Here is a 17,971-nt window from a genome sequence, read left to right as displayed (position 1 = left end):
TAAGTAAAGTTACTATTTTATACATTTGAGTATGAAAAAAATCTGTTTTATTCTTTTGTTTACTTCATTCATGCTCAATGGACAACTTTTTACTCCAATTGAAAAGCTTACGCATCAAGATACGTTGAGAGGAAGTAATACATCATTCAGAGATTGGTGGAATGTGAAAAAATATACCTTAAGCATAGTACCTGATTTTTCCGAACAATCTCTAGCAGGTACCAACCGGATTAAATTTGATATAAAAACAGTATCCGTTATGCAACTAGATTTGCAGGAGCCTATGCAAATTAGATATGTACTCACAGCTAATCAAGATACGATCTCTTTTAGAAAAGAAGGGAATTTTTATTTTTTAGATTTAAAAAAGTATTTTAAGAACAATTCTTTCAATAATGAAATAATTATACAATTTAGTGGAAAACCACATATAGCACAAAATGCTCCCTGGGATGGAGGGTGGATTTTTACTAAAGATAAAAATGATCTCCCTTGGATGACAGTCGCTTGTCAGGGGATAGGAGCCAGTTTATGGTATCCATGTAAAGATTATCTTGGAGATGAACCGGAGGAAGGAATGGAAATTTCAATTGTTACTGAGCGTAATTTGAAAGGAATAGCCAATGGTAGATTTGTAAATCAGTTTGAAGTTAATTTTGGTTCAGATAGGGAGCTAAAAGAAGTTTTTACATGGAAAGTTCAAAATCCTATTAATTCCTATAATATAGTACCTTATGTAGGAGGGTATGTGAATTTTAAAGACACATATAAAGGAGAAAAAGGATTGCTAACTTTGGATTATTGGGTTTTACCATATAACCTTGAAAAAGCACGCAAGCAATTTGAGCAGGTTAAGCTAATGCTTCAGGCATTAGAATATTGGTTTGGACCGTATCCTTTTTATGAAGATGGATATAAAATTGTTGAGTCTCCACATTTAGGAATGGAGCATCAGAGCGCAATAGCTTATGGCAATGATTATAAAAACGGTTATAAAGGAGGGGACATAAGTGGTACAGGAGTAGGTTTAAAATGGGATTTTATTATTATACATGAATCTGGACATGAATGGTTTGGTAATAATATAACTAATATTGATGTGGCAGATATGTGGATACATGAAGCCTTTACAACCTATTCAGAAACACTTTTTACTGAGTATCATTATGGTAAAGAATTGGCTGATAAATATGTAATAGGACAAAGAGCCTCAATACTCAATGACAAACCTATCATAGGTATTTACGGGGTTAATAAAGAAGGGAGTGTTGATATGTATGCAAAGGGCGCTAATGTCATACATACACTAAGGCAGATAATAGACAATGATAAAATTTTCAGAAATATTCTTAGAGGACTAAATAAAGAGTTTTATCATCAGACTGTTTCATCCAGACAGATTGAAGATTATATATCTGCAAAATCAGGAATAAATTTTTCAAAATTTTTTGATCAATATCTGAGAACAGTAGATATTCCGGTTTTAGAGTATTATTTTAAAAATAATTATATATTCTATCGATGGAATCATGTCGTTACCGGATTTTCTTATAAAGTAAAAACATCTTTTGGAGAATTAAAACCTTCAGGGCAATGGAAGCAAAAGAAAATATCTGAAAAATTGAAAAATTCCGAATTTTATGTAGATGATAACTATTACATAAAATTAAGTAAGGTAGAATAAATTATTTTTTTTTCAGTTTTTTTATAGTAATTATAGCTACACTTATAAATCCTATCATAGTTGTTAGAAGATAAACCAGAAGCATAAATCCGTTTTCCTTTTCGGTAGGAACAAACAGGTTATTAACGATTTTTTCGACTACCTGAAAAGTTATAAGTATACCGACAACATAAAATATAGTATAAAACATATATTTCATGATGTCGGTAGTCTTCAGTAATATTTTATATAATCTAAAAGATAAAGCTATAAAAATCAAAAAAATAGAACAATATAAGGTATAAATCATAATATCTTATTCTTCCGGTATGGGCTTGTCTTCAATTCGTGTCATTAAAACTTTATCAATACGATTTGCGTCCTTATCAACAATTTCAAAAGAAAAGCCATTATAATCAAGCTTTTCTGCTATTTCAGGAATATATTCCATTTGATAAATTATAAATCCGGCTAGAGTGACATATTCATCATCATTTATTTCTATAATGGTTTCATCGAAGTATGAGTTTAAATCTCGTATACTCGTGTTTCCGTTTATAAGAAAACTACCATCAGTTCTTTGAACGATTTCATCATCTTCCTCTTCACTTTCCGGCATATCTCCGATAATACCTTCAATCATATCCTGAATCGTAATTATACCCTGAAAAGAACCGTATTCATCAACAACAAAGCCTATATGTTGTTTATTTTTTCTGAATTCCTGTAAAATATCTACAGAATGCATGTTTTCAGGAATAAAAATCGGTTTCTTAACAATAGAATGAATGTTAAAATCTGGTGAATTGAAATTTTCATAAAAATCTTTAATAGCAATATATCCGTTTGCTTCATCCAGATTTCCGTCGCAAGCAGGAAACTTCGTAAAGTTACTATTTTTCATTTGCTCTTCAATCACATCCGCAGGATCTTGTAAATTTATCCATTCAACCTTTTTTCTATGGGTCATTAAACTTTTCGCTTTTTGTTCAGAAAAAACAAATACATTCTGATGAAGTTCACTTTCTTCCTTTTCTAAAACTCCCTGTAAACTAGCAGTTTTAAGCATGTAAATAAGCTCATCCTCAGATATTTTTTCACCTTCGCCTTCAGAAATTTTAAATGTTTTATTAAAAATGAAGGTCGAAAAAGATAAAATTTTAACAAACGGGTATACTAAAATTGAAAAAACTTTAATAATAGGAGCTACAATAAGTGCAATTTTTTCAGGTTGTTTTAGTCCGAAAGTTTTTGGGATTAACTCACCAAAAACTATTGATATATAGGTAATTGCAGCAATAACTACAAAATAGGCCAGCTGAAATGAGTATCCTGCTGTAAAGGAAAATGAGTTAAATACAGGTTCCAGATATTTTACCAAAGTAGCTCCACCATAGGCACCAGATACAATTCCTATAAGTGTTATTCCCACTTGTATAGAAGATAAAAAATCCTCAGGATTCTCCAAGAGTTTTAGAACTGTTTGTGCTTTCTTATTTCCCTTTTTGGCTTTATTTTCTAATTTTTGTTTTTTTACGGACACCAATGCAATTTCCGAGACTGCAAAAAATCCGTTAATCAGTGTTAAAAGTAAAAGTATTATTATTTCCATAACTTTATTTCCAGGTAGTGGTTTCTATCATTCGTATTACGTCTTTTTCAATGTATTCTATAGCGGGCTGCAAAGAGTCCGGTTTGGGCTGAACTTTAAAGTAAACATTTCCGGAAAGAAAATTCCGGGTACTATCAGTTACATAAAATTGTATGTTAGAGGCAGTTTCTCCCCCGAGTCTGTAAATATTTCCGTAAACTTTCTTTTCCGGATACATAAAAGACTTTACTTTAACAGAATTAGCCTTTATTTTATGTTCGTTAACAAGCTTTTGAGCTTCTTTAATTAAATCATATATATTATGGGTTACCGGCGAATAAGTTAAATATACGGTACCTTTCATTTTCGGATAATTAATATTATACCAGCAATTTTTATTTCTGTCCTGAATTTTAGCTAACGTTGAATACTCAAATTCAAAGGGGCAATTTTCCGGGCTGAATAGCTGATAGTTGGGGGTAGGGTACTCCAATCTTACCTGTCCTTCCGGTTTAGGAATATACTCTTCTTTTTTACATCCATAAAAGAAGATGAAAAAAAGAAAGAATGGTATGTAATATTTTCTGTTATTATTGCTAAGCATCACTTTTCACAAGATTATCTAATCGGGTTATTTTAATTTGTTTCAGTCTTTTTCTATCTAAAGATTCAACCTGAAAAATAAAATTTTTAAAATAAATACGTTGTAATTTTTTAGGAAATTCTTCTGCAATTTCTAAAACAAGACCAGCCAATGTATCAGCATCACCAATTACTTCATCGAATATTTTTTCATCGATATCCATCACTTTACAAAAATCTATAACTGATGTTTTTCCTTCAAAAACATAAATATTTAAATCTATTTGGGAGTAAACAATGCTTTCATCATCAAATTCATCATTTATTTCTCCTACTATTTCCTCTATAACATCTTCAAGGCTAACAATACCTGAAGTCCCACCGTATTCATCAACAACAACAGCTAAATGCATTTTACGATTTTTAAAATCGGAAAGTAAATCATCGATTTTTTTATTTTCAGGTATAAAATATGGCTTTTTCAAAAGGTTGTTCCATTCTAAATTTTCTGTGTTAAGATACTGAATTAAATCCTTTGCATAAAGAATTCCTATGATATCATCAATATCTTTATTATATACGGGAATTCTTGAATAACCGTTTTGAGATACCTGTTCCACCACTTCTGTAAATTTTAAATCCTTTTGTAAAGAAAAAACATCTACTCGCGGAGTCATTACCTGCCGTGTTTCAATAGTACCGAAATTTACAATTCCTTCAAGAATTTTCTGTTCAGCTATAGAAGTGTTCTTATCCTCCGAAGCTATTTCCAATGCTTTAGTAAGGTTATCAACTCCTATAAGATTGTCATTTTTTATAAATTTGTTGGGAATTTTTGAAGCTTTAATAAATAATAAAGTGACAGGACTTAGAATAAAACTTATAGTGTTTATAAAACCAATAAATTTACAACTATAGGCAAAAGCATTCCTTCTTGCATAAAACTTAGGTACAAGCTCGCCAAATATTACAATTAAAAAAGTAAGAATAATAAGATCCGTAGTAATTTTTACTGATTGCGAGTAATGAAAAACAGATATCAGTACCTGGCTGATTTGAGTGTAAGAAAATAATATTCCTACATATATCAGCGTGTTAAATATTAATAATGTAAATAAGAGTTTTTGTGGATTGTTTTTGATTTTAAGTATAGCATCTACTTGAGCTGAAAATTCTGCCTTGTATTTTTCAAGTTCCTTTTGAGACAAAGATAGAAAAGCAATTTCAGATCCTGCGGATATAAAAATTAAAAAAAGCAATAAAAATAAGATTCCCGTAATTATATATAATTGAGCAGGAATTTGTGGGAAAATGGTTAACAATAAACTCGTGGGCTCAGGGTCATCCATATAATAAAAAATTAAGTTTCAATTACTTTATTTTAGCAAATTAAAATTCAGAATGATTGTCTTCTTCGTTTTCACCTTCAGATTGTTTGCCCAGAAGGTTAGATAAGAATAAAATATTATCAGCAATAACTTCAGTAATATGTTTAGTTATACCGTTATCTTCAAACTTCCTGGTTTTCAGTTTACCTTCAATATACACTTTACTTCCTTTTTTTAGAAATTTTTCACAAAGTTCTGCCAACTTATTTCGAGCTGTTATATTGTGCCAGTCAGTAACATCTACTTTTTCTCCGGTTTCTTTGTTCATGTAGCTTTCAGAAGTGGCAACCGGAAAATTTACAACTACATTACCATCACTAAATCTATGCGATTTAACGTCAGTACCTAAGTTACCTACTAAAATGACCTTATTAACAGATGTACTCATTTTACTTGTCTAATTGTTCTCATTATTAAGCAAAAGTAATAAAAATATTAATTATATTGTAAAAAAATTTCCAGAGGCTTTGGCATAGCATAACTTTTTAATTCTTTTTTAGTTAAAACTATTGCTTGAATTTTATTTGCAATATCATAAAGAGCCTTTTCTTTTATGCTAAATTCGGATATGGATATGGATAAGTTCCTGTGACTAAGTTTATGATGAAGTTTCTCTGTGTTAATAATTTCGTATTCCTTTTTATACTCATCTATAAACAGAGGAAATTCATACAATCCTTTCCATATAGATTTATTATCTCTTTTTTTTAGTAAAAATTTCCCAGCACAGTTAAAGTAAGCATAATGAATAGATTCGTCTTTAATTTTTAAGGTTGAAGTTTTTACCGGAAGTGTAGATTGGGTGTTATTTTTATGTGCTAAACATTCCGTTTGGACGGGACATTTCGGACAAGAGGGATTCGTAGGAGTACAAATTAAGGAGCCCAGATCCATGATAGCCTGATTAAAATCTCCTGGGTTCTCAGGCATTAAAGGAGTCATTAAATTAAAAAAATAAGTAAAAGTGGATGCTTTACTTATATCTTTATTACAATTAAATAATCTGGAATATACACGAAATGCATTTCCGTCAATGGCAGGAACTTTTTCATGAAAAGAAATTGAAGCAATAGCTGCAGCCGTATATTTTCCTACACCTTTAAGAGTAAGAATATCAGCAAAAGTAGAAGGGAATCTACCTCTCAATTCCGAACAAATGTATTTCGCTGAAAAGTGAAGATTATGGGCACGGGAATAATAACCTAAACCTTGCCAGGATTGCAAAACCTCATCCTCTGTAGCTTTTGCAAGATTATCAAGAGTAGGAAATTTGCTTATAAAGTTCAGGTAGTAGTTATATCCCTGATTTATACGGGTCTGTTGAAAAATTATTTCTGAAATCCATATATTATAAGGATCCAATGTTTCCCTCCAGGGTAAATCACGTTTATTTATTTTGTACCAGTTTTCTAAGAGTTTAATAAAATTCACACTTTTAAATGTTTATAAATTTTTCTTTTCAAAAATAGTATTATATTTGCAATCTCAAAATTCAATAAAAGTATAATAGAAAATAATATTTACACGTATGACAAAAGCGGATATCGTAAACTCGATTTCAAATAAACTTGGGCTTGAAAAAGCTGAGACCCAGAAGGTCGTTGAAGTATTTATGGATGAGGTTAAAACTGCCATGACTAAAGGTGATAATGTTTATTTAAGAGGTTTCGGAACATTCTTAATTAAAAAGAGAGCAGCTAAAACGGGACGAAATATATCTAAAAATACCACAATTAAAATTCCGGCTCATAACGTACCTGCTTTTAAACCGGCTAAATCTTTTGTAGAAAACGTAAAATCTAACGTAAAGGTTAAATAAATAATTAATTAATAATAAATTAGAAAAAATATGCCAAGCGGAAAAAAAAGAAAACGTCATAAAGTGGCGACTCACAAGAGAAAGAAAAGAAGAAGATTAAATCGTCATAAAAAGAAAAACAGATAATTTTCTTCACATACAAAAAACAAGTTTTAAAAAACTTAAAAATATTAAGCATTCTTTACCAGATTTTTAAATGAAATAAAACGGTAAAGAATGTTTTTGTTCAAATTAAGGAATTTAGAAGGTTAATATAGAAGATGAAAAATGAGTAAGGAATTAGTAGTATCATACGAAGAAGGAAAAGTAAAAATTGTCATTTTAGAAGGAGGAAGGATTCAGGAATTACATGAAGATGAAGTAGGAAGCAATTTTACAGTAGGAGACATTATATTGGGGAAAGTTAAAAAATTAGCTCCCAGTCTTAATGCCTGCTTTGTTAATATAGGTTATCCTAAAGACGCATTTCTACATTATCATGATTTAGGGCCTCAGGTGAAATCTTCATTAAAGTATATTAAAGGAGTTTCTGCCGGAAAAATTAATACTCCGAAGCTTACTTCTTTTTCTTTTGAGGAAGATATTAATAAAGATGGACTAATACAAAACGTATTAGCTCCCAATCAGGAAATTTTGGTTCAAATTACTAAGGAACCTATATCCACTAAAGGACCACGTATTTCTTCCGAAATTTCGTTAGCAGGAAGATATTTGGTATTAATACCTTTTGCTTCTAAAACTTCTATATCCAGAAACATTTCTACCTCTGAAGAGAAAGACCGTTTAAGAAAAGTAGGAGATCAAATCAGACCTTCAGGTTTTGGCCTTATTATCCGAACTGTGGCGGAGGGAAAAACAGCAGAAGAATTACAGTCCGATCTTCGTTATCTGTTAAATAAATGGAACTCTGTATGTTATAGGAATATTAAAAAAGGAAAACCACCGGTTAAGATTCTTGGAGAACTAGATAAAGCTTCTTCTATTCTCAGGGATAATTTCAATGAAGATTTCATTAGTATTACTTGTGATGATGAAAACCTTGCACAGGAAATGCAGGATTATTTAAGTGTAATAGCTCCTGAAAAATCTAAACTTGTCAAATATTACGATTCTCATATTCCCATATTTGAATATTATAATATTGATAAGCAGATAAAGCAACTATTTGGAAAACATGTAAATATTCATCAGTCTAAAGGTGCATATCTCATTATTGAGCATACAGAAGCAATGCATGTTATTGATGTAAATTCCGGAAACGTTACAGCTAATCAGAAAACGCAGGAAGATGCCGCTCTACATGTAAATAAGCTTGCAGCTGCTGAAATAGCAAGACAATTAAGATTGCGTGATATTGGAGGAATAATTGTTATAGACTTTATAGATCTGATTTCATCACAACATAAAAAAGAACTTTATGAGTATCTGAAAGAAGTGATGAAAGATGATAAAGCTAAACACAAAATATTGCCACCAAGCAAATTTGGTTTAATACAGGTTACCCGCCAAAGAGTACGTCCGCAAAAACAACTAAATACTACTGAAGATAACCCCAATCCTAATGGAAAGATAGAATCACCAATAGTACTGATAGACAGGATTCAGGAGAATATTAGTAATATTATTACTAGCCAGAAAGGAAGAATCTATCTTCATGTTCATCCCTTTGTAGCCGCTTATCTTACTAAAGGACTAAAAAGCATAAGAAACGAATGGTTTTTTAAATATAAACGTTGGATTAAAATTATTCCTCGCGATAGTTTTAAATATTTGGAATTTCAAATTCTGAATGATAAAAAAGAAGTATTGCATAAATACTCAAATTAATATTAATAACAATAAAACCTGTTAAATAATTCAGATGTATTCTTTATCTAATTAACCAATATTTTAGATTCGGGATAAATATCCTCCAATATATACTGCTGCAATCCCTACAATTATGCTTGAAAGTAGGTATGCATACAAAATAAACTGATTACCTTGTTGCATCAATTGTTGATTTTCTAATGAAAATGTAGAAAATGTTGTATATCCTCCACAGAAACCGGTAATAAGAAAAAGTCTCATTTCACCATTCATAAGCTGATTTCTTTCAGCAAGTCCCACAAACAATCCGATTAACATACATCCTGTTATATTAATAAAAAAAGTAGCAATGGGAAAATCTCCACTATAATGTTTAGAAGTATACACACTGATAAGGTATCGTAAAATGGTTCCCATAGCTCCACCAGTACCAACTACCAAAATGTTTTTAATCATATAACTTGTTATTTACTGAATTATAAAAATCAGATAATTCTAATTTTAATTAAAGTTAAAAAAGATATAAATTATTGATAACAATATAATCTTTTTCAAAGATCAAAGGTAGGAATTTTAGTATAAGTAAACAATCGTAATAATGGTTAGATTAAAGCACAGATAATTAAAACAGTAAATTATATGTAGCTCAATCTTAACATATTTTAAACAATAATGAAACATATCCGGAATACTTTTACCGCCGAATAAAACATTAAAATCAGTTGAATGAAAAACAAATTAATAGCTTCTCTTTTTTTTAAATTGTTCTTTGTAATTATGAATGCACAGGCTGGAGGTATTATTTCAGGAAAAGTAACGGATCAAAGCGGGAAATTTGCCTTGCCGGGAGCAAAATTAGTTCTTTCTGATGACAGTCGTTATACTATTTCAGATGATAACGGATATTTCGAATTCTTAAATGTTCCGGAAGGAAGTTACCAGCTCATTGTTACCTATTTAGGATACAAAAATTGGAATAAACAAATCACAGTACAAAGTGGTAAGAATGAAGAATTTTTTATTGAACTATCGGATGATACTTCCGAGCTAGGGAAAGTGGTCATATTAGGTGATCAGCTAAAAGGTCAGGCTAAGGCGTTAAACCAACAAAAAAATAATTCTAACATCAGTAATGTTATATCATCCGATCAGGTTGGAAGGTTTCCTGATTCTAATATAGGAGATGCCTTGAAAAGAGTTCCCGGAATAACCATGCAGAATGATCAGGGAGAAGCACGAAATATAATTATCAGAGGATTGGCACCAGAACTTAATTCAGTGACTCTTAACGGAGGAAGAATACCCTCAGCAGAAGGAGATAACCGTAATGTGCAAATGGATTTAATTCCTGCCGATATGATATCAACTATAGAAGTTAATAAGACTCTTACCCCCGATATGGATGCCGATGCTATAGGAGGTAGCGTTGATTTGGTTACTCGGGCAGTGCCTAATAAGCAACGTATATCTTTAACATTGTCCGGAGGTTATATGCCCATAAGGGAAAAATCAACCCATTCAGCTTCTCTTATTTATGGAAACAGATTTTTTTCAAACAAACTGGGAGTAGTAGTCAGCGGTTCTTATCAACAAAAAAATTACGGCTCCGATAATATTGAATCTACTTGGTCAAAAGCCAATAATAGTCAGGAATATGTTTCGCAATTTGATATAAGGAAATACGATGTTGAAAGGGTAAGAAGAAGCTTTTCCTCTTCGCTGGATTATAAATTTAATAATAATAACAGAATATCAGCAGATATTATGTATAATTGGAGAGATGACAGAGAAAACAGATACAGAACCAGATATAGAAGTATAAAACCACAATACAATGCGGATGGTACAATAAAAGGATTTACGGGCGATATAAGGCGTGAAACCAAAGGAGGAATCAACAACGACAGAAATAAGAATACCCGTTTAGAGGACCAGCGAATTCAAAATTATGCTATTAAAGGACAGCATTTAATATCTGATAAATTAGATTTAGATTGGGGAATTAGTTATTCAAAAGCGAGTGAAGAAAGACCTAATGAAAGATATATTGATTTTCAACAAAAAGGAGTTACAATTGATGAAGATTTGACCGATTCTCATTATCCTTATATAAGTTCTGTCGATGAGAATATGGATAAAATGAAGTTTAGAACCTTAACTGAAAACAGAAATTATACATCAGAAGAAGAATATTCTGCCAAGATAAACATTCGGGTTCCATTATCCATAGTTTCAGGTCAGAAAGGAAGATTAAGAGTAGGAATGAAAGGAAGGTTTAAAGACAAAGAAAGAAACAACATTTTTTATACTTATACGCCAATTAACGCTATGGAAAACTTATCGGGTATATCTACACATTTTTGGGATGGAAATAACTTTAATCCAGGCTCAAAATATGTACCGGGAATGTTTGCTTCGAAAGAGTATTTGGGAAACCTCCAATTGTATGATCCGGCATTATATAGCTCCGCATTAAAACCAGATGAATATCTATCTAAAAATTATAAAGCAAAAGAACAAATTATAGCAGGTTATTTAAGGTACGATCAAAATATTACCGATAAATTGTTGTTTATAATAGGGGTAAGAGCAGAAAATACTCATATCGATTATACCGGGAATTATGTTATTAGTGGAGATTTAGATGCACAAAAAGTAAAAAAAGATAATTCGTATTTAAATATTTTACCAAGTGTGAATATGAAATACGAAGTTAATAAAAAATTTGTATTACGTTCTGCTTTTACCACAGCTTTAGCCAGACCAAATTATTACGATTTGGTACCTTATACCAATATATCTTCATCTGATATGAGCATATCTGTAGGAAACCCTGATTTGAAAGCTACGTATTCATATAATTTTGACTTTATGGGAGAATACTACTTTAAATCTGTAGGTATCATCTCAGCAGGATTTTTTTATAAAAACCTTAAGGATTTTATATATAAATACAGAAATATAAACTATACGTCTGACAATTTTTCAAATGATTATCCCGGAGTAACTAATCCGGTTCCTACGGATGAAAGCTGGGTTTATACTCAATCAAGAAATGGAAAAAGTGTTGATGTTTATGGTGTAGAAATTTCGGTGCAGAGAAAACTTGATTTTTTACCTACGGAATTTTTAAGAAATTTCAATGTATATCTAAATTATACCTACACACATTCACAAGCCAAAGGGATAACGAATAGTGATGGAATCGAAAGAAAAGATATGCAATTACCCGGCTCAGCACCACATATGGTAAATGCTTCACTTTCATGGGAAAATAAACGTTTTTCTGCTCGGGTTTCCTTAAATTACACCTCAGATTATCTTGATGTTTTGGGATCTGATGATTTTAACGACAGTTATTACGATCAGCAAATGTTTGTAGATGCGAATGCTACATTTAAGGTCACCCCAAAATTCAGAATCTTTATAGAAGCAAATAATTTAACTAACCAGCCCTTAAGATACTATCAGGGAATTAAATCCAGAGTACAGCAATTAGAATATTATAAAGCTTCATATAATTTCGGAGTTAAATATGATTTTTAAAATATAATCAAAATGAACATAAAAAAACAAGTAAAAAGCCTGCTGATACTTTTAGTATCGATTCAATTTTGTTTTGGACAACAAAATCTGGAAGAACAAACAAAAAAACATTTTAATTTTTACATAGCAAATGATTTAGGTAGAAATGGATATTATGAGCAAAAACCCATTGCAGAATTAATGGGACAAATGGCTGAAAATATAAATATTGAATTTATTTCAGCTCCCGGAGATGTTCATCATTTTGATGGCGTGGCCAGTATAAATGATCCTTTATGGATGACCAATTACGAATTAATTTATTCACATCCGGAGCTGATGATTCAATGGTATCCATTGCTAGGAAATCATGAATATAGAGGAAATACACAGGCCGTTCTTGATTACACTAAGGTGAGTCGCAGATGGGTAATGCCAGCCAGATATTATACGCAAGTGTATACATTAAATAATAATGAATCTATTCGTATTATTTATCTGGATACCACTCCGTTGATAGATAAATACAGGAAGGAAACAGAAAAATATCCAGATGCAGTTAATCAAAGTATTGAAAAACAAACAGAATGGCTGGAAAATACTCTAAAAACATCAAAAGAAAAGTGGAAACTGGTGATAGGACATCACCCTATATATGCGCAAACCCCTAAAGATGATGAAGAAAGAGCAGATATGCAAAAGCGAGTGGATCCAATACTTAGAAAGTATAAAGTAGATATGTATGTATCTGGACATATACATAATTTTCAGCATATAAAGCTAAAAGGAACAGATATAGATTACGTTGTAAACACCTCAGCATCTAAAAGCAGAAAAGTAAAAGCTATAGAAGGCACTGTATTTTGTAGTCCTGATGCAGGGTTTTCGTTAGTTTCTGCAGACGCAGATGAATTAAAATTATATTTCATTAACAGTAAGGGAGAAGTACTACATACAATAACTAAAAGAAAGTAGTAAAGAAAAATTTGGATACCCAAAACGATAAAACAAGTTTTTGGGTATTCAATTATATGAAGTTTTATATACCATTTTCATCTTCATCTTCCTCATGTACACGATACCAATTACTGTATTTTATATAATTATTAGCTATTCTTTTTATTTCACCCTCTTGTAAATTTTCAGAAACCTCTCCAATTTTTTTTGCGGGTATTCCTCCCCAAATTTCTCCTGATTTTACCAGTTTACCTTGAGTTACAATAGCACCGGCAGCTACAATGGAATTACTTTCAACTACTACATTATCCATAACTATAGACCCCATACCGATTAATACATTGTCATGAATTGTACATCCGTGAACGATAGCGTTATGTCCAACCGAAACATTGTTACCTATATATGTGGGATACTTCTGATATGTGCAATGTATCATAGCATTATCCTGGATATTAACTTTATTACCCATTCTGATATGATTGACATCTCCCCTGATAACGGCATTGTACCATATAGAGCACTGATCTCCCATAATAACATCACCGATGATAACACAAGTTTCAGCTAGAAAGCAGTCTTTGCCCATAGAAGGAGCTTTGTCTAACAATTTTTTTAATAAAGCCATATGTTAATGTTATTGCATAAAGTTCTAAAGTTGGCGCAAGTTATGTATTTTTGTTAAATAATTAAAAAGGAATGGATATAAAAGTAGAAAATACACCTAATAAAAATATAATAAAGTTTGTAGTTCCAAGAACATTAGTAGAGGGAAGCTATGAAATTTCAGATTTATCGCAAGCAGCAGATATTCCATTAGCACAGGAGCTGTTACAACTTCCATTTATTACTCATATTTTTATTACAGCGAATTTTATTGCTATTCAAAAAAATGATATGGTAGAGTGGGAGATGGTTTCAGACGAAATTAAGGAATTAATTGCCGATGAACTATTAGCGAATCCTTCAGTAGTTTTAAAAACGCAGACAGCGCCGGTATCAGTATATGTTGAAATGACTCCAAATAACACGGTACGAAAATTTGTAACTAACAAAATACTTATAGAAGGCATTATTGAGATAAAAAATCCAGATGAAGCTTCTGAAGTTCCTTTAGCTCAATACCTGTTTAAATTTCCGTATGTAAAAGAAGTATTTATTTCAGATAATTTTGTATCAATCACAAAGACACCCGATACTGATTGGGAGGATATATCAATGGAAATCAGATATAATCTTTCAGAATACTTCAGAGAAGGAAAAGAGATTAGCACAATCAAAAATTTTTCAACATTTAAACCTGTAGCAACTGCTAATAAGGAGTTTACTGATATTGAAAAGAAAATTAAAGAAATTTTAGATGAATATGTTTTACCTGCTGTATCCGGAGACGGTGGGAATATAGATCTTATATCTTTTGATGAAGAAACCAAAACAGCTCATATGGTGCTTCAGGGAGCATGTAGCGGATGTCCTTCCTCTACAATAACTTTAAAAAACGGAATAGAAAGTCTTCTTAAAGAAATGTTACCTAATGAAGTAGAAGCCGTAGAAGCAATCAATGGTTAATAAAAAAATTAAATTATTGGTTTTTTAAGAGTTTTTCAGCAATTATAGTACAAACTTCATCTAGTTGTTGAAACACTCTTTCAAAATCAAGCATATCTCCATAATAAGGATCCGGAATACTTTTTCTGGATTTTTCCTTATCTTCAAATTCAGACATAATAAGTTTTACTTTTTTCTTATCAGATTCTTTTCTTGCCTTGAAGAGTATATCGCTATTATTAGCATGATCCATTACGTATATGTGATCGAACTTATCAAAATCTGAAACTACAAACTGTCTACCCCTGCTATGAGAAATATCAATATTATTTTTTTTACAAATTTCAATTGCCCTTTTATCAGGTTTATCATTAACATGATAATCAGCAATACCCGCACTATCTACTTCAAAATTTTCAGGAAGCTTAGATTTTAAAATTCCTTCAGCCATGGGAGAACGGCAGATGTTCCCTAAACAAACCATTAATATTTTCATATATCAGAAGTTATTTTCTTATTTAAGTCTTCAACATACGATTTAAATAATTTATCTGTTTCAAATAAATTGTCAACAGTTTTGCAGGCGTGTAGAACTGTAGCATGGTCTCTTTTACCAATTTGATCACCTATAGAAGAAAGTGAAGCATTTGTATATTTTTTCGCAAAATACATCGCAAGCTGACGGGCTTGTACTATATCTCGTTTTCTTGTTTTTGATTGTAATGTATCAATAGACAATTTAAAATAATCGCACACCAGTTTTTGAATGTAATCTATAGTTATATCTTTTTTGGAATTAGTTATTAGATTGGAAAGAGTTTTTTCTACTAATTCCAAAGTAATTTCTTTCTTATTAAAAGTTGCCTGAGCTATAATAGAATTAAGCGAGCCCTCAAGCTCTCTTATATTGGTCTTAATATTTTTAGCTATATAATCAAGTACATCTTCAGATAATTCAATACCGTCATACTCCATTTTTTGTTTTAGTATAGACAAACGGGTTTCATAGTCCGGAGTTTGAATTTCAGTTGAAAGTCCCCATTTAAAACGAGAGATCAGTCGTTGTTCAACATCCTGAATATCTACAGGTGATTTATCTGAAGTTAAAATGATTTGTTTTCCACTTTGATGCAGATGATTGAATATATGGAAGAAAACTTCCTGAGTTCCTTTTTTGCCCGAAATAAAATGAATATCATCGACTATCAGTACGTCAATCATTTGGTAAAAATGAATAAAATCATTTCGATTGTTAGACTTTGTAGCTTCCTGAAATTGCTGTCCGAATTTTTCCATGGAAACATACAGAACAGTTTTTTCAGGTTGTATTCTTTTAACTTCTAAGCCGATGGCATGAGCTAAATGAGTCTTACCTAAACCAACGCTGCTATATATAAATAAAGGATTAAAAGATGTACCTCCGGGTCTTTTGGCTATTTGTTTCCCAGCTGAACGAGCTAAGCGGTTAGAGTCCCCCTCGATAAAATTGTCAAAAGTATAGTTGTTGTTTAGTTGGCTGTCAACTTTCATCTTTTGCAAGCCCGGAATAATAAAAGGATTTTTAACACCTCTTTCAACATAAAGGGGAGCATCGACCTCCTGAACTTTAATTTGAGCTTTCTGTGAGCTTGGAATATTAACGGTATAAGGAGTTTCTGTCTGCTGGCTTTTTTCCATCATTATAGAGTAAACCAGCTTAGCTTCCTTACCCAGATTTTTGGTAAGGGCACTTTTAATTATTTTTATATAATTTTCTTCAAGGTATTCATAGTAAAATTTACTAGGTACTTGTATAGTAAGAACCTTATCTTGTAATTTAATTGCACGGATTGGTTGAAACCACGTTAAATACGATTTTTCGGAGATGTTATCCCGTATAAATTGAAGACAAGCTTCCCATGTGGAAATCGCAGTTTCTGACATTTTTTATAAATTTGGCTAGAAAATTAAATTGATAATAAATACAGTTGAATCTGTAGGGCAAAGTTGTTAATTATTTTTATAAAAAAAAAGTGGAATACCTGTTGTTTATTTAGAAATTTATTAGTAAGTAATGTATATGATTTTTAACCATGATTAAAGTAACAACCAAAGTAAGAGTAAGATATGGAGAAACCGATCAAATGGGCTATATCTATTATGGAAATTATCCATCCTATTTTGAAGTAGGAAGAGTCGAATTATTTAGGTCTATAGGTTTGTCTTACAAAGATATAGAAGACAGCGGAGTAATGTTGCCGGTCGCAGATTTATCTGTGAAATATATAAAACCCGGACGCTATGATGATGAATTATCGGTAACAACTTATATAAATAAATTACCAGACGGAGTGCGAATTTTTTTTGAATATGAGATAAGAAATCAAGATGAAATTGTATTAACTACAGGGTCAACTACTCTATATTTTATGGATAAAAAAACAGGTAAAATTTTACGTTGTCCGGAGTTAATAAAATCGATTATGGAACCTTTTTTTGAGTAACAAAATTTTGGGCAAATAATGAATCAAATTTTTCATAAAATTCAGTTTTTCTTTTAAGTGGAATTTCTATGGAAAGTTCACAATTTTCAGAAAAATTAAAATTTAGAATATCCAGATTCATTTTTTTTAAAAGAGTCATTACGGCTGACTGATGGTTATAATCAAAAGTTAACTCATAAATTTCGGAAAGTTCTTTAATTATAATATCGCTTTGTTCAATAGTAAAAAGTGCAGATTCTTTATAAGCTTTAATTAGCCCACCGACTCCAAGTTTCGTTCCTCCAAAATATCGAACAGAAATTAATAAAACATTGGTGAGTTCAAATGATAATAGTTGATGATAGATTGGGAGTCCGGCAGTCCCTGAAGGTTCACCATCATCATTGACACGATAATTTTCACCAGATACTCCTAATCGGTAAGCATAGCAGTAATGAGTGGCTTGTGGATACATTTCCCGGGTCTGAAGAAGAAATTTTTTAATGTCTTCTTCATTAATTACAGGATATATTAAACCAAAAAATTTACTTCCTTTAATTTTTACCAAAGCATCGGTAATAGACTGAGAGATCGTTTTGTATTCAAAAGTTTCTGACATGTAAACAA

18 protein-coding genes are annotated in these 17,971 nt (G+C 31.3%); 7 read left to right on the top strand and 11 right to left on the bottom strand.

The window, feature by feature from the left end:
- Nucleotides 1-31 precede the first annotated feature (31 nt).
- Complete coding sequence (locus tag EQ921_RS05940; protein WP_128330958.1) at nt 32-1,684, top strand: M1 family metallopeptidase; 1,653 nt, start codon at nt 32-34, stop codon at nt 1,682-1,684.
- A gap of 1 nt (nt 1,685) precedes the next feature.
- On the opposite strand, the gene EQ921_RS05935 is transcribed toward EQ921_RS05940, so the two are convergent.
- From EQ921_RS05935 to mutY, 6 genes are all read right to left on the bottom strand, one after another.
- A complete protein-coding gene (locus EQ921_RS05935) occupies nt 1,686-1,883 on the bottom strand; it encodes a hypothetical protein (RefSeq protein ID WP_128330957.1) in 198 nt (65 codons plus the stop codon).
- Nucleotides 1,884-1,979: 96 nt separating this feature from the next.
- Complete coding sequence (locus EQ921_RS05930; RefSeq protein WP_128330956.1) at nt 1,980-3,275, bottom strand: hemolysin family protein; 1,296 nt, start codon at nt 3,273-3,275, stop codon at nt 1,980-1,982.
- A gap of 4 nt (nt 3,276-3,279) precedes the next feature.
- The gene (gldD, locus tag EQ921_RS05925; protein WP_128148598.1) at nt 3,280-3,858 is read right to left on the bottom strand and encodes a gliding motility lipoprotein GldD; all 579 of its coding nucleotides are present in this window, start codon (nt 3,856-3,858) and stop codon (nt 3,280-3,282) included.
- A complete protein-coding gene (gldE, locus tag EQ921_RS05920) occupies nt 3,851-5,185 on the bottom strand; it encodes a gliding motility-associated protein GldE (protein WP_128330955.1) in 1,335 nt (444 codons plus the stop codon). Before gldE ends, gldD begins: the two co-directional genes overlap by 8 nt.
- Nucleotides 5,186-5,225: 40 nt before the next feature.
- Nucleotides 5,226-5,612 carry a single-stranded DNA-binding protein gene (locus EQ921_RS05915; protein WP_128148593.1) on the bottom strand — a complete coding sequence of 129 codons (387 nt, stop codon included), beginning with the start codon at nt 5,610-5,612 and terminating at the stop codon, nt 5,226-5,228.
- Nucleotides 5,613-5,659: 47 nt separating this feature from the next.
- Nucleotides 5,660-6,655: an A/G-specific adenine glycosylase gene (mutY, locus tag EQ921_RS05910; RefSeq protein ID WP_128148591.1), complete on the bottom strand. Its 996-nt coding sequence runs from the start codon at nt 6,653-6,655 to the stop codon at nt 5,660-5,662.
- A 97-nt stretch (nt 6,656-6,752) separates the two neighbouring features.
- Between mutY and EQ921_RS05905 the strand changes: the two genes are divergently transcribed.
- Both EQ921_RS05905 and EQ921_RS05900 read left to right on the top strand, forming a co-directional pair.
- Entirely contained in the window at nt 6,753-7,043 is a 291-nt protein-coding gene (locus tag EQ921_RS05905) for an HU family DNA-binding protein (RefSeq protein WP_128148588.1), read from the top strand.
- A 267-nt stretch (nt 7,044-7,310) separates the two neighbouring features.
- The gene (locus EQ921_RS05900; RefSeq protein WP_128148586.1) at nt 7,311-8,870 is read left to right on the top strand and encodes an Rne/Rng family ribonuclease; all 1,560 of its coding nucleotides are present in this window, start codon (nt 7,311-7,313) and stop codon (nt 8,868-8,870) included.
- A 63-nt stretch (nt 8,871-8,933) separates the two neighbouring features.
- Here EQ921_RS05900 and crcB read toward each other — a convergent pair whose 3' ends face one another.
- A complete protein-coding gene (crcB, locus tag EQ921_RS05895; protein ID WP_128148584.1) occupies nt 8,934-9,308 on the bottom strand; it encodes a fluoride efflux transporter CrcB in 375 nt (124 codons plus the stop codon).
- Nucleotides 9,309-9,578: 270 nt separating this feature from the next.
- On the opposite strand from crcB, the gene EQ921_RS05890 reads away from it, so the two are divergent.
- Together EQ921_RS05890 and EQ921_RS05885 are read left to right on the top strand one after the other, a co-directional pair.
- Nucleotides 9,579-12,398 (top strand): TonB-dependent receptor, encoded by a 2,820-nt coding sequence (locus tag EQ921_RS05890; protein ID WP_128330954.1) that lies wholly within the window; start codon nt 9,579-9,581, stop codon nt 12,396-12,398.
- Nucleotides 12,399-12,410: 12 nt separating this feature from the next.
- Entirely contained in the window at nt 12,411-13,352 is a 942-nt protein-coding gene (locus EQ921_RS05885) for a metallophosphoesterase (protein WP_128148580.1), read from the top strand.
- 64 nt (nt 13,353-13,416) lie between these two features.
- Here EQ921_RS05885 and EQ921_RS05880 read toward each other — a convergent pair whose 3' ends face one another.
- Nucleotides 13,417-13,962 (bottom strand): gamma carbonic anhydrase family protein, encoded by a 546-nt coding sequence (locus EQ921_RS05880; protein WP_128148578.1) that lies wholly within the window; start codon nt 13,960-13,962, stop codon nt 13,417-13,419.
- Between the two features lie 71 nt (nt 13,963-14,033).
- On the opposite strand from EQ921_RS05880, the gene EQ921_RS05875 reads away from it, so the two are divergent.
- Entirely contained in the window at nt 14,034-14,903 is an 870-nt protein-coding gene (locus EQ921_RS05875) for a NifU family protein (protein ID WP_128148576.1), read from the top strand.
- A 13-nt stretch (nt 14,904-14,916) separates the two neighbouring features.
- Here EQ921_RS05875 and EQ921_RS05870 read toward each other — a convergent pair whose 3' ends face one another.
- Together EQ921_RS05870 and dnaA are read right to left on the bottom strand one after the other, a co-directional pair.
- Nucleotides 14,917-15,378, bottom strand: a complete 462-nt coding sequence (locus tag EQ921_RS05870; RefSeq protein WP_228427647.1) for a low molecular weight protein-tyrosine-phosphatase — start codon at nt 15,376-15,378, stop codon at nt 14,917-14,919.
- Complete coding sequence (dnaA, locus tag EQ921_RS05865; RefSeq protein WP_128148574.1) at nt 15,375-16,805, bottom strand: chromosomal replication initiator protein DnaA; 1,431 nt, start codon at nt 16,803-16,805, stop codon at nt 15,375-15,377. Before dnaA ends, EQ921_RS05870 begins: the two co-directional genes overlap by 4 nt.
- Before the next feature lie 149 nt (nt 16,806-16,954).
- Between dnaA and EQ921_RS05860 the strand changes: the two genes are divergently transcribed.
- Entirely contained in the window at nt 16,955-17,365 is a 411-nt protein-coding gene (locus tag EQ921_RS05860) for a thioesterase family protein (protein WP_128330953.1), read from the top strand.
- Here the strand turns inward: EQ921_RS05860 and EQ921_RS05855 are convergent.
- The gene (locus tag EQ921_RS05855; protein ID WP_128330952.1) at nt 17,343-17,963 is read right to left on the bottom strand and encodes a YigZ family protein; all 621 of its coding nucleotides are present in this window, start codon (nt 17,961-17,963) and stop codon (nt 17,343-17,345) included. The two genes, EQ921_RS05860 and EQ921_RS05855, sit on opposite strands and share 23 nt — an antisense overlap.
- Nucleotides 17,964-17,971: the final 8 nt, after the last annotated feature.

It is taken from the genome of Apibacter sp. HY039 (assembly GCF_004023655.1).
GTDB lineage: Bacteria > Bacteroidota > Bacteroidia > Flavobacteriales > Weeksellaceae > Apibacter > Apibacter raozihei.
This window is presented reverse-complemented; position numbering and strand designations above follow the sequence as displayed.

Bases quoted from the DNA above. Each gene is read 5' to 3' on its own strand.
- EQ921_RS05905 (WP_128148588.1), top strand. From the start codon at position 6,753: ATGACAAAAGCGGATATCGTAAACTCGATTTCAAATAAACTTGGGCTT.
- EQ921_RS05930 (WP_128330956.1), bottom strand. From the start codon at position 3,275: ATGGAAATAATAATACTTTTACTTTTAACACTGATTAACGGATTTTTT.
- EQ921_RS05900 (WP_128148586.1), top strand. From the start codon at position 7,311: ATGAGTAAGGAATTAGTAGTATCATACGAAGAAGGAAAAGTAAAAATT.
- crcB (WP_128148584.1), bottom strand. From the start codon at position 9,308: ATGATTAAAAACATTTTGGTAGTTGGTACTGGTGGAGCTATGGGAACC.
- dnaA (WP_128148574.1), bottom strand. From the start codon at position 16,805: ATGTCAGAAACTGCGATTTCCACATGGGAAGCTTGTCTTCAATTTATA.
- EQ921_RS05860 (WP_128330953.1), top strand. From the start codon at position 16,955: ATGATTAAAGTAACAACCAAAGTAAGAGTAAGATATGGAGAAACCGAT.
- EQ921_RS05885 (WP_128148580.1), top strand. From the start codon at position 12,411: ATGAACATAAAAAAACAAGTAAAAAGCCTGCTGATACTTTTAGTATCG.
- EQ921_RS05890 (WP_128330954.1), top strand. From the start codon at position 9,579: ATGAAAAACAAATTAATAGCTTCTCTTTTTTTTAAATTGTTCTTTGTA.
- gldE (WP_128330955.1), bottom strand. From the start codon at position 5,185: ATGGATGACCCTGAGCCCACGAGTTTATTGTTAACCATTTTCCCACAA.
- EQ921_RS05855 (WP_128330952.1), bottom strand. From the start codon at position 17,963: ATGTCAGAAACTTTTGAATACAAAACGATCTCTCAGTCTATTACCGAT.
- EQ921_RS05880 (WP_128148578.1), bottom strand. From the start codon at position 13,962: ATGGCTTTATTAAAAAAATTGTTAGACAAAGCTCCTTCTATGGGCAAA.
- EQ921_RS05940 (WP_128330958.1), top strand. From the start codon at position 32: ATGAAAAAAATCTGTTTTATTCTTTTGTTTACTTCATTCATGCTCAAT.
- EQ921_RS05915 (WP_128148593.1), bottom strand. From the start codon at position 5,612: ATGAGTACATCTGTTAATAAGGTCATTTTAGTAGGTAACTTAGGTACT.
- gldD (WP_128148598.1), bottom strand. From the start codon at position 3,858: ATGCTTAGCAATAATAACAGAAAATATTACATACCATTCTTTCTTTTT.
- EQ921_RS05870 (WP_228427647.1), bottom strand. From the start codon at position 15,378: ATGAAAATATTAATGGTTTGTTTAGGGAACATCTGCCGTTCTCCCATG.
- EQ921_RS05875 (WP_128148576.1), top strand. From the start codon at position 14,034: ATGGATATAAAAGTAGAAAATACACCTAATAAAAATATAATAAAGTTT.
- EQ921_RS05935 (WP_128330957.1), bottom strand. From the start codon at position 1,883: ATGAAATATATGTTTTATACTATATTTTATGTTGTCGGTATACTTATA.